Here is an 11,872-nt window from a genome sequence, read left to right as displayed (position 1 = left end):
TCACATCAAGCCAGGGAAGACTCCCTTGATACCAGCCACCATGATCTCGATGCCAAGAGACATCATGATGAGACCCATGATCCGGGTGACCACGTTGATGCCGGTATTGCCCATCAGCTTGAACAGCAAGGGGGCGGCGCGGAAGATGAGCCAGGAGCAATAGGCAAACGCCACCACCACCAGGAACATGCCCGCCATCTGCGGCAGCGTCTTCTGGCTGGCGTAGACAATCGAAGAGGAGATGGCGCCGGGACCGGCCATCAGCGGCAGGGCCAGGGGTACCACGGCGATGGATTCACGCGCCGCCAGCTCTCCTTTCTCCTGCTTGTTGTGTTTCACCTCCCCGAGCTTGCCCTGCAGCATGGACCAGGCGATCAGGGTAATGAGCGAGCCGCCGGCGATGCGAAACGACGCCAGCGAGATGCCAAAACCATCGAGGATCAACTGCCCCATGCACATGGAGACCATCAGGATGACCATCACGGCGATATGGGCCGTGGTATTGGTCTTGCGGCGCTCATCCGGCTGCATGTGGCCAGTCAGGCTGACGAACACCGGCAACAGGCCCAGCGGGTTGATGATGGCGAACAGACCAACGAAAAATTTCAGGTATAAAGAGAAGTCAATTGCTGCCATAGGCGTCATCCAGAACCAAATCGGGCCACAGGGGCCATCCCAACAAAACTGGACGTAAATTTACACCATGGTTTTTCCCTTCACCAATCAAATAATCTCACCCTTTCCGTGGCTTTTCAGTTAGTTCCTCTAATGTATCGACAAAAATCAACATATCAAGTTGTTAACGCCGCGAAAGTAAAATTAACATTCCAACGATGCCTATTGGCGCATTATACTGCCAGCATCCACTCCTGCGACATTTCCCTTCACTGAAACCACCATTTCCGGACGGAAACCGGAGTCGATAACAAAGCATTCACGATCACTCACTGCCCGACCGGCCCGGCGTCAACACTATGGCCACACTCCCCATTCTGGCAAAACCACCGTACCCGTATGCCTCTTGCATCCCCTTCCGCCTCCCGGCGCCTGGCGAGAGGCTCCGAGCTCGGTCAAACCGGGTCGCAGCGAGCGGCAATGGCCCTCTCCCCCTTGCATCATGAAACTGCGGCCTGCACGCAAGCAGGCTCCACCTCGTCATTGATAGCCAGTCCCGGCATCCAGGGTGGTCAGCGATCAGTCTGTCCGACATTTTCTGATTGAAAGCAACGGGATCCGCCCCTCAGTCTGACGTTTGGCCTTGTTCAGCCCCCTCCCGAGGCCACCTCATGGCGTCATGACAGCCGCTGCCACCGCCTCGAATACGGTGGGCAATCAATCGATAACCACATGAAATATAATTAATTATCCTGCATGCTCTTCAACCATGTTCCTCGATGCGACGCCTCGCTCACCCCCTGCCGCCCTGCCCCTACATCTGTGAAACAAAATTTCTTTTGTTCTTTTGTTACATATGATCCAGATCAAGTTTTTCTGGCGAGACCCCGCTCATAATCGAGCCAGAGAACAGTTTACTAAGACATGTAAATACCCCGTTATGGTGATTCCTTCCTTGACAAGGCATCTATAATTGCCGGGCATTGCCAAGGTCTTACTAAACAGTTTTCAAAATCATCAGGAGATAAACATGGCAGTAACCAATTTGGCTGAACTGGATGCACTGGTTGCCCGCGTCAAAGAAGCACAGCGTGAATTCGCCAGCTTCTCGCAAGAGCAGGTAGACAAGGTTTTCCGTGCCGCCGCCCTGGCCGCCAGCAACGCCCGTATTCCCCTGGCCCAGATGGCCGTGGCCGAGTCCGGTATGGGTATCATCGAAGACAAGGTTATCAAGAACCACTTCGCCTCCGAATACATCTACAACGCCTATAAAGACGAGAAGACCTGCGGCATCCTGAGCCAGGATGACGAGATGGGCACCATCACCATCGCCGAGCCGGTAGGTATCATCTGCGGTATCGTTCCGACCACCAACCCGACCTCGACCGCCATCTTCAAGGCCCTCATCTCCCTGAAGACCCGCAACGCCATCATCTTCTCCCCGCACCCCCGCGCCAAGAACTCCACCAATACCGCTGCCAAGCTGGTACTGGATGCCGCCATTGCCGCCGGTGCACCGAAAGACATCATCGGCTGGATCGATCAACCGTCCGTTGAGCTCTCCAACGCACTGATGCGTCACGACGACATCAACCTGATCCTGGCCACCGGTGGCCCGGGCATGGTGAAAGCCGCCTACTCCTCCGGCAAGCCCGCCATCGGCGTGGGTGCAGGCAACGTGCCCATCGTCATCGACGAAACTGCCGATGTGAAGCGTGCCGTCGCCTCCATCCTGATGTCCAAGACCTTCGACAACGGTGTGGTCTGTGCGTCCGAGCAAGCCGTCATCGTGGTGGACTCCATCTACAACCAGGTCAAGGAGCGTTTCTCCACCCACGCCGGTTACATCCTCTCCAAGGACGAAGCCGACAAGGTGCGTAAAGTGCTGCTGATCAACGGCGCCCTGAATGCCGACATCGTGGGCCAGCCGGCCACCAAGATCGCCGCCATGGCGGGCGTGACCGTCCCCCCGACCACCAAGATCCTCATCGGTGAAGGTCTGGAGCTGTGTGCCGAAGACGAATTCGCCCACGAGAAGCTCTCCCCGACCCTGGGTATGTTCCGCGCCAAGAACTTTGAAGAAGCCGTCGAGATGGCCTGTGACATGGTCAACATCGGTGGTATCGGCCACACCTCAGGTCTGTACACCGACCAGGATCGCAACGCCGACCGCATCAAGTACTTCGGCGACAAGATGAAGACCGCGCGTATCCTGATCAACACCCCGTCTACCCAGGGTGGTATCGGTGACCTGTACAACTTCGCGCTCGCCCCGTCCCTGACTCTGGGTTGCGGCTCCTGGAGTGGTAACTCCATCTCCGAGAACGTCGGTCCCAAGCACTTGATCAACAAGAAGACAGTCGCAAAACGGGCAGAAAATATGCTGTGGCACAAACTTCCGAAATCCATCTACTTCCGTCGTGGTTCCCTGCCGATCGCCCTGGGCGACCTGGAAGGCAAGAAGCGCGCCCTGGTTGTGACCGACCGTTTCCTGTTCAACAACGGCTATGCCGATGAAGTGGTACGCCTGCTCAAGAAGCTGAACATGGAAGTGGAAGTGTTCTACGAAGTGGAAGCTGACCCGACTCTGTCCGTGGTACGCAAGGGCGCCGAGATGGCGCACTCCTTCAAGCCGGACGTGATCGTCGCCCTGGGCGGTGGTTCACCCATGGATGCGGCCAAGATCATGTGGGTCATGTACGAGCACCCGAACACCGCGTTCGAAGACCTGGCCATGCGCTTCATGGACATCCGCAAGCGTATCTACAAGTTCCCGAAAATGGGCGTGAAGGCCGAACTGGTCTGTATCACCACCACCTCGGGCACCGGTTCTGAAGTGACCCCGTTTGCGGTCGTGACCGACGACGCCACCGGCATGAAATACCCGCTGGCCGACTACGAGCTGACCCCGAACATGGCCATCGTCGACGCCAACCTGGTCATGGGCATGCCCAAGTCCCTGTGCGCCTTCGGCGGTATCGATGCGGTCACCCACGCCATGGAAGCCTATGTCTCCGTACTGGCCAACGAGTACTCCGACGGTCAGGCGCTGCAAGCCCTGAAACTGCTCAAAGAGTACCTGCCGTCCAGCTACATCAACGGTGCCAACGACCCGGTTGCCCGCGAGAAGGTACACAATGCCGCCACCATCGCCGGTGTCGCCTTTGCCAACGCCTTCCTGGGTGTCTGCCACTCCATGGCGCACAAACTGGGTGCCGAGTTCCACATCCCGCACGGTCTGGCCAACGCCCTGCTGATCAGCAACGTCATCCGCTACAACGCGAACGACAACCCGACCAAGCAGACCGCGTTCTCCCAGTACGACCGTCCGCAGGCCCGTCGTCGTTACGCCGAAGTGGCTGACCACCTGGGTCTGACCAATGCCAGCGACCGCACCGCAGCCAAGATCGAGAAGCTGCTGACCTGGCTGGATGAACTCAAGGCGACCCTGGGTATCCCGGCCTCCATCCGTGAAGCTGGCGTCAACGAAGCCGACTTCCTGGCCAAGGTTGACCAGCTGGCCCTGGAAGCCTTCGATGACCAGTGCACCGGCGCCAACCCGCGCTACCCGCTGATCACCGAGCTCAAAGCCATTCTGATGGATACCTACTACGGTCGTCCCTTCATCGAGGAAGCCCCCGCCGCCGCGCCGGTCGCTGCCAAAGTTGAAGCCAAGGTTGAGACCAAGAAGAAATCCAAGGCCTGATAATCCAGCCTGATGACAAAAGTCCGCGCACCTGCGCGGGCTTTTTTATTTGTCTATCTGTTTAATTTTGCTAGCTTATTGGTAGGCAAACACGATACCAGAGCGAGCATATGGCGCTGATCCAAGCCTCCATCGAACAGTTAAGAGTCGGCCACTACATCCATCTCCCCACGGGATGGACCAGCCACCCTTTCATGTTCAATGCCTTCAAGATCCGCGATCAGCAACAACTCGACATCCTGCTCCATCTCGAGCTCACCTTGTTGATGGTGGATCCCGACAAGAGTGATCTGCCCATAGAGCCCCTGCTTCGCGCCGAACATACCCATACGACACCAAGCGAACCCGAGCAGGATCAGTCTCTTCCTGACACCCCACTCTTCGATGAGAAGGCATTTCGTAAATCCCTTCGCGCCGCCGACAAGGCGTTTGGTCAATCCCTCTCCGAGCTGCGCGATGCCCTCGGCGCCCTCAATCTCAAACCCGATGAGGGGCTGGCCAACACCATGCAGATAGTGCGCAACGCCGCCGCCCGTCTCGCCGAGCACCAGGGGCCCCTCGGCCTGCACCTTATCCGCAGCCAGCACACCGATAGCCTGTTGCAGCACAGCCTGAACGTGGCCTTCATCGCCATGCTGATGGCCCGGGAGCTGGAGATGAGCCCCATCGAGATCGAGGAGGCGGGGCTGGCCGGGCTCATTCACGACATAGGCGAGCTCAGGATCCCGGGGCAGATCACCCAGAAACGGGGGGAGCTCAGCCGCGCCGAGCAGAACTTTCTCAACATGCACCCCCAGTACGGCCTGGAGATGCTCAACCAGTTGCAGGCCTTTGAACCCCGGATCCGCGAGGTGGCCCACCTGCATCACGAACGCCTCGACGGCAGCGGCTTTCCCCTCGGCATCAAGGGAGGAGAGATCCCCCCCCTCGCCCGCCTCATCGGACTGGTGGATTACTATGACGAGCTGCTGCATCCTCGCAGCAGCACCAACCCGGCGGCGCCGAGCCAGGCCATCGCCCAGCTCTACAAACTCTCCCAGAAGAAATTCGACCAGGACTTGGTCAGGCTGCTCATCAAGGTGCTCGGGGTGTATCCCCCGGGCTCTCTGGTGCGGCTGGACGACGACTCCGTCGCCCTGGTGCTCTCCACCGAGCCCACCATGCCCCTCAAGCCCAAGGTGTTACCCTATGTCAGGGCCCAGCGCCCGGAGGCGGTCGCCATGCTCGACCTGCGGGAAGATGAGCGCAGCATCGTCGCCACCCTGCGCCAGGAGGACCTCGACGAGGGGCAACGCACCTTCTTCAACCTGACCCGGCGCTTCTGTTACTATTTCGCCTTCTGAGTTATCCCCAGAAGCTGGGGATAACTCATTGGACAAACCTGAATAATTGCCAGCTGCCCCTTAAAATCGTTCCCTATCGGGGCTGAATAAAAAACGCCCAGCTAAAAGCCGGGCGGAGCATGCCACCTCCGTGTGGCGTATCCTGCGGATACATTCATGCACTCACCAGCAATATCAATCCCGTGCCGATTACACAAATATCAATTTAACATGCTGATTTAATGTGGTTTTATTTTTCATTTCTGGCACACTGCGCCGCGCTGCGCAGCCGAGACGCCAAACAATGCGGGATCGGGATCACAAAACCCCAGCGGGGCCTGGCAGTCCAATCCGGCTTTAAGGAACGTTTTTCATGCAGTTAGTCCTCTCCCTGCTCCAGCAGATGAGCGTCAGCCTGGTCATCGCCTACCTCTTCTCCAAGAGTCCACTGCTGCGCCCCCTCGCCAACTACTCCGTCAGACTGCCCCACAAGGTGCTGATCTACGTCATCTTCTCCTCCTTCTGCATCCTCGGCACCTATGTGGGGCTCGACATCGACGACGCCATCGCCAATACCCGCGCCGTCGGTGCCGTACTGGGTGGTTTGCTGGGGGGACCTCTGGTGGGCTTTCTGGTTGGGCTGACCGGTGGCCTGCACCGCTATACCCTCGGCGGTTTCACGGATCTCGCCTGCGCCATCTCCACGACCTGCGAAGGCCTGCTGGGGGGCCTGGTGCACTGGCGACTGATGCGGGCCAACCGGGTGGAGGACTTGTTCAAGCCGCGCATCGCCTTCTTCACCACCCTGTATGCCGAGATGCTGCAGATGGTCATCATCCTCCTGGTCGCCACCCCGTTCGACAAATCCCTGCTGCTGGTGCGCACCATCGCCACCCCCATGATCCTCGCCAACTCCTGCGGCGCCGCGCTGTTCATCAGCATGATCCGCGACCAGCAACGGATGTATGAGAAGTTCTCTCGGGTCTTCTCCGCCAAGGCACTCACCATCGCCAACCGCACCGTCGGCATCATGACCCAGGGTTTCACCGTCGAGGCGAGCCAGAAAATCGCCCACATCGTGCAGGAGGAGACCGGCGTCGGTGCCGTCGCCATCACCGATACCCAGAAGATCCTCGCCTTCATCGGCACCGGCGAGGATCACCACAAACCGGGCACCCCCATCACCTCGGCTATCACCCAGCAGGCCATCGCCCAGAACCGGGTGCTGTTTGCCGATGGCAACCGTCAACCCTATCGCTGCAGTATCTCAAGCCACTGCCAGCTCGGCTCCGTGCTGGTGATCCCGTTGCAGGGGGACGAGGGGGTGATCGGTACCATCAAGCTCTATGAACCCAAGAAGCGGCTGTTTCTCAAGATCAATCACACCCTTGGGGAAGGGATCGCCAATCTGTTGTCACAGCAACTGCTGAGCGGACGGCTGGAGCAGCAACAGCGGCTGCTGGTGCAGTCCGAGCTCAAGCTCATCCAGGCCCAGATCAATCCCCACTTCCTGTTCAACACCCTCAACACCATCAGTGCCATCACGCGGCGCGAGCCCGAACGTGCCCGCCAGCTGCTGCTGCACCTCTCCCGCTTCTTTCGCAAGAACCTCAAGCGCCAGGATGGGCTGGTCACCCTGCAAGAGGAGCTGGATCACTGCCAATCCTATCTGGAGATAGAGCAGGCGCGCTTCGGGGAGCGGCTGCGCGTGCAAAATGAGATCCCGCCCCATCTGGGGGAGCTGATACTGCCGAGCTTCACCCTGCAACCCCTCATCGAGAATGCCATCAAGCACGGCATCTGCTCCCTCCTGGAGCAAGGGTGCATTCGCCTCTTCGCCCAGGAGCAGGCGCACGAGGTCATGCTCTGCGTGGAAGACAACGCCGGTGCCTGGCAGACCGGTACCGGCGGAGATGGACTCGGCATGAGCATCGTCGACAGGCGCCTCAAGAGCGCCTTCGGCGAACGCTTCGGCATTCAGGTAACCTGCGAGCCGGAGCAGTGGACCCGAGTCAGCTTCACCCTGCCCAAGCCCCCCGGCCCCCTCACCAAGGAGATGACATGATCCGCGTGATCCTCGTCGATGACGAACCCTATGCCCGCGCCGAGCTGGCGGAACTGCTCGCCCCCGAGGCCGACATCGAGATCCTGGGCACGGCGGCCAATGCCATCGAGGCACTGCCCCTCATCCAGTCACTCAAACCGGACGTGGTCTTCCTCGATATCCAGATGCCCAAGCTCAGCGGCATGGATCTGGTGGCCATGCTCGATCCCCTGCCCCGCATCGTCTTCGTCACCGCCTTCGATGATTACGCCATCCAGGCGTTCGAGGAGAACGCCTTCGACTACCTGCTCAAACCGGTGGAACCCGCCCGCCTCACCAAGACCCTGGGGCGACTCAGGCAGGATCTCAGCCCCCTGCCCATGACGACTCTGGCGCCCGCCATACGCCACATCCCGGGCTACCTGCACAACAGGGTCAGACTGCTGCCTACCTCGCAGGTGGAATACGCCTTCTCCGATCTCGGCGGCGTCCATGTGGCCTGTCAGGGGGAGCTGTTCCATACCCAGCTCACCTTGAAATCCCTAGAAGAGAAGACACCGCTGCTGCGCTGCCACCGCCAGTATCTGGTGGCGCCCACCGCCATCTTTGAGATCCAGCTGCTGGACAACCAGCTGGCCGAGATAGTCACCCCGAGCGGGGCGCGTGTGCCGGTCAGCCGTCGCTACCTCAAGACATTGCGGGAGGAACTGGGCCTCGAATAGCACGCCCTGACTGTGCGCCGGATCACAATGGTTCGCCGCTCGCTTCGCCATGGCGCCGCTCACGACCTTTACCTGCCGTTAACAGAAGCTCCCCACTTACACTGCCGGCGCACACCATAAAATAACAATGCTGGAGCGTAACAATGATCTGGTTCTTCCTCTGTGTCGGCCTGCTGGTGGCAGGCTATTTTACCTATGGCAAATTCATCGAGCGGCTGTTCGGCCCCAAACCCGAACTGGCAACGCCCGCCATCACCATGGCCGACGGCGTGGACTATGTGCCCATGTCGGACAAGAAGGTCTACCTGGTGCAACTGCTCAACATCGCCGGGGTCGGCCCCATCTTCGGCCCCATCCTGGGCGCCCTCTACGGCCCGGTCGCCATGCTCTGGATTGTGTTTGGCTGCATCTTCGCCGGCGCCGTCCATGACTACTTCTCCGGCATGCTGTCGGTACGCGCCAAGGGTGCCTCCGTGCCGACCGTGGTCGGTGAGCACCTCGGCACCGCCGCCAAGCACTTCATGAACCTGTTCGCCGTGGTGCTGCTGATGCTGGTGGGCGTGGTGTTCGTGCTGAGCCCGGCGGGTCTGCTGGCCAACCTCACCGCCACCGATCTGGTCTACTGGATCATGGCGATTTTTGCCTACTATATTCTGGCAACCATCGTCCCCATCGATAAGATCATCGGTCGTTTCTACCCCATCTTCGGCGCCCTGCTGGTGTTCATGTCGGTCGGCCTCATCATCGGCCTCATGGTGTCCGGCAAAGGCTTCTACAACACCGGGATGGACTTCTCCAACCTGCACCCGACCGATCTGCCGCTGTGGCCGCTGTTGTTCATCACCATCGCCTGTGGCGCCGTCTCCGGCTTCCACGCCACCCAGTCCCCGCTGATGGCTCGCTGCATGCAGAACGAGAAGTCCGGCCGCTTCATCTTCTACGGCGCCATGATAGGTGAAGGCATCATCGCCCTCATCTGGTGCACCCTGGGTCTCTCCTTCTACGACAGCACCGAAGCCCTCAACGCCACCCTGGCGAGCGGCGGCCCGGCAGCCGTGGTGCACGAGGTCTCCACCAGCCTGCTTGGCACCGTCGGCGGCATCCTGGCCATCCTCGGTGTGGTGATCCTGCCCATCACCTCCGGTGACACCGCGTTTCGCAGTGCCCGCCTCATCATCGCCGACTTCCTGAAGCTGACCCAGAAGCCCATGGCCAAGCGTCTGCTCATCGCCATCCCCATGTTCATCCTTGGCTTCATCATCTCCAAGGCGGAATTCGGGGTGATCTGGCGCTATTTCGGCTGGGCCAACCAGACCACGGCGGTCATCATGCTGTGGGCGGCGGCCGCCTACCTCATCAAGGAAGGCAAGCTGCACTGGGTCTGCACCATTCCCGCCATCTTCATGACGGCGGTGGTGATCACCTACCTGGCCAATGCCCCCATCGGTTTCGGGCTGGCGATGGACACCTCCACCATCATCGGTCTGGTGGCGACCGCCCTCATCACCCTGGCCTTCCTGGTCAAGTTCAGACCCTCCCGTCTGACCCAGGCCGAAGAGCGCGGATAAGTCTTCCCCCTGAAAAACAAGAGGCCCGGCATCACTGCCGGGCCTCTTCGTTTCTGCCTTCCCTATCCCTGCCTGCCCTCATCCAATCCGGACGCTGACGCCTGGACGGACTCGTCGGTGGGTGTCTGCGCCGGGGCCTGATACCAGTGCTCTTTTGCCACCAGTACCGCCTGATCCGGCTGGGCGATGAAGTTGGGGGACATGATCTGTACCCCGAACTCGTTGAACACATCCTGGATATGGCCGTGCAACTCGGTCTTGACCGGCGCCGGCAGCAGATCCCCCTTCATCCGAACCTGCAGTTCGTACTCCACATACCAGTCCTGCAGGTTGAGCTGGCGCACCAGAGGCGGTTCATCCTGATTGATGAGCTTGCAGCGCCTGGCCGCCAGCTCCAGCATGGCGTGTACCTGACGCCAGGGCGTGTCATAGCCGATGGTCACCTTGGTCAGGAGCGCCACCCCCTTGCTGCCCGCCAACCGTGTGAGGTTGGTCACCCGGCCGCCAACCACCACCGCATTGGGCAGGGTCACCTCGTGCTCCTGACGGGTGACCAGCTTGGTGGAGAGGGCGTTGAGTTCGGTCACCATGCCCTCCACGTCCCCTATCTGCACCAGATCCCCCGGCCGCAGGGCGCGGGAATAGATGAGCACCAGGCCGCTCATGGCGTGGTTCATCACACCGGCGGAGCCGAGGGTCACCATCAATCCGAAGAAGACGCTGATCCCCTTGAAGGCATCGGAATCCGCCCCCGGCAGATAGGGGTAGGCCACCGCCAGGGCAAACAGCCAGATCACCACGGAGAGCAGCCGCCGGGTGGCGCCAATGGTCTCCGCATGCAGCCCTTGCAGCCTGAACTGGCCCCGCTCGATGCGATCAAACAAGATGGCCAGCATGCGGATGAAGAAGCGGGTGATGACGATGATGAGCAGTACGGTCACCAGCCCCGGCATGGCGGCGATGATCCCTTCCAGCATGTCCGCGCAGAGGGCGAACAGGGAGTCCCCGAGCCGCTCGCTCCAGGCCCGGGTCTGGGGGAAGAGCCCGAGCACATAGGTAAGCCAGCCATAGGTCAGCATGAAGATCACCAGCAGGGCCAGCAGACTCAGCAGCCGGGCCTCCACGTTGCCCGCGACCTGTCGCCACTGGTGGGGGATCAGCCCCTTTTGCAGCAACAACCGGTTGGCGAGCCACTTCTTGACGCGCCGAAGCCCCCTTTGCAGCAGCCAGACCAGGGCGAAGAAGAGCAGGCTGACCAGCAGCGTCTTGCCGACGGATTTGAGCAGATAGGAGGTCGAGTGCAACTCGAGATACTTGGTACGCACCCCGTCGAGCCGGACTTTGACGCGTTCGGCCGCCTGATCCAGGGTCAGTTCATCGAATTCATCCAGATCCCCTGCCAGCAGCACCAGGATGCGCTTGCCGTTGACCAGAAACTCCCGGCTGTCCTGACCGTGCCGGGTGCCCTGCGCCACCGTCACCGGCAAGGCGAGATCCGCGGGCTCCATCCGCTGGATCCGTTCATGGGCCAGCCGCACCCTGGCCGCCCCGTCCAGGCTGCCATATTTGGCCGGCAACATGACGATGGGTTCATGGAGCAGGATCAGGGTCTGGGCCCGTTCCTGGTCGTTCGGTTCCATCCTGGGTTCGGCCGCCCAGCCAACGCGGGATAGCAGCAACACCATCAGCACCAGGCCAAGCCGCCATCCCTCACTCCAGCCCCATCTTTCCATCCGGCTCACCTCTCCCTTCGCCCCCTCGGGCATCCATTGCTGTTTGATTTTATCTAACCAAATCAAATTTGTGCGATAAATGAGCAACCAATGAACCACGACTGTACGAGTTCATCAACTCTCTGATTGCAGTCTTGCACTGGCGTAATATGCTGTCATCAT

The 11,872-nt window shown here is 60.1% G+C and carries 7 protein-coding genes; 5 read left to right on the top strand and 2 right to left on the bottom strand.

Annotated elements, in window-relative coordinates:
* The gene (locus VZC39_RS07770; RefSeq protein WP_349921828.1) at positions 1 to 636 is read right to left on the bottom strand and encodes a YchE family NAAT transporter; all 636 of its coding nucleotides are present in this window, start codon (positions 634 to 636) and stop codon (positions 1 to 3) included.
* Positions 637 to 1,645: 1,009 nt separating this feature from the next.
* Between VZC39_RS07770 and adhE the strand changes: the two genes are divergently transcribed.
* The 5 genes from adhE (at position 1,646) to VZC39_RS07745 (ending at position 9,977) form a co-directional block, all read left to right on the top strand.
* Complete coding sequence (gene adhE / locus VZC39_RS07765; protein WP_349921827.1) at positions 1,646 to 4,321, top strand: bifunctional acetaldehyde-CoA/alcohol dehydrogenase; 2,676 nt, start codon at positions 1,646 to 1,648, stop codon at positions 4,319 to 4,321.
* A 110-nt stretch (positions 4,322 to 4,431) separates the two neighbouring features.
* Positions 4,432 to 5,664 (top strand): HD-GYP domain-containing protein, encoded by a 1,233-nt coding sequence (locus VZC39_RS07760; RefSeq protein WP_434667245.1) that lies wholly within the window; start codon positions 4,432 to 4,434, stop codon positions 5,662 to 5,664.
* Positions 5,665 to 6,016: 352 nt separating this feature from the next.
* On the top strand, positions 6,017 to 7,708 hold the full coding sequence (locus VZC39_RS07755; protein WP_434667241.1) for a LytS/YhcK type 5TM receptor domain-containing protein: 1,692 nt from the start codon (positions 6,017 to 6,019) through the stop codon (positions 7,706 to 7,708).
* Positions 7,705 to 8,409 (top strand): two-component system response regulator BtsR, encoded by a 705-nt coding sequence (gene btsR, locus VZC39_RS07750; RefSeq protein WP_434667238.1) that lies wholly within the window; start codon positions 7,705 to 7,707, stop codon positions 8,407 to 8,409. Before VZC39_RS07755 ends, btsR begins: the two co-directional genes overlap by 4 nt.
* A 143-nt stretch (positions 8,410 to 8,552) precedes the next feature.
* Positions 8,553 to 9,977, top strand: a complete 1,425-nt coding sequence (locus VZC39_RS07745) for a carbon starvation CstA family protein (protein WP_349921823.1) — start codon at positions 8,553 to 8,555, stop codon at positions 9,975 to 9,977.
* Positions 9,978 to 10,039: 62 nt separating this feature from the next.
* On the opposite strand, the gene VZC39_RS07740 is transcribed toward VZC39_RS07745, so the two are convergent.
* Positions 10,040 to 11,710, bottom strand: a complete 1,671-nt coding sequence (locus tag VZC39_RS07740; RefSeq protein ID WP_434667234.1) for a mechanosensitive ion channel family protein — start codon at positions 11,708 to 11,710, stop codon at positions 10,040 to 10,042.
* Between the last annotated feature and the right edge of the window lie 162 nt (positions 11,711 to 11,872).

The organism is Aeromonas sp. NJAU223, from assembly GCF_051125555.1.
GTDB classification, from domain to species: Bacteria; Pseudomonadota; Gammaproteobacteria; order Enterobacterales; family Aeromonadaceae; genus Aeromonas; species Aeromonas veronii_G.
The sequence above is the reverse complement of the archived record's forward strand: the minus strand, read 5'-3'. Positions and strand labels throughout refer to the sequence as shown.

Excerpts from the sequence above, each read along its gene's own strand:
- VZC39_RS07770 (WP_349921828.1), bottom strand. The coding sequence starts at position 636 with ATGGCAGCAATTGACTTCTCTTTATACCTGAAATTTTTCGTTGGTCTG.
- adhE (WP_349921827.1), top strand. The coding sequence starts at position 1,646 with ATGGCAGTAACCAATTTGGCTGAACTGGATGCACTGGTTGCCCGCGTC.
- VZC39_RS07760 (WP_434667245.1), top strand. The coding sequence starts at position 4,432 with ATGGCGCTGATCCAAGCCTCCATCGAACAGTTAAGAGTCGGCCACTAC.
- VZC39_RS07755 (WP_434667241.1), top strand. The coding sequence starts at position 6,017 with ATGCAGTTAGTCCTCTCCCTGCTCCAGCAGATGAGCGTCAGCCTGGTC.
- btsR (WP_434667238.1), top strand. The coding sequence starts at position 7,705 with ATGATCCGCGTGATCCTCGTCGATGACGAACCCTATGCCCGCGCCGAG.
- VZC39_RS07745 (WP_349921823.1), top strand. The coding sequence starts at position 8,553 with ATGATCTGGTTCTTCCTCTGTGTCGGCCTGCTGGTGGCAGGCTATTTT.
- VZC39_RS07740 (WP_434667234.1), bottom strand. The coding sequence starts at position 11,710 with ATGGAAAGATGGGGCTGGAGTGAGGGATGGCGGCTTGGCCTGGTGCTG.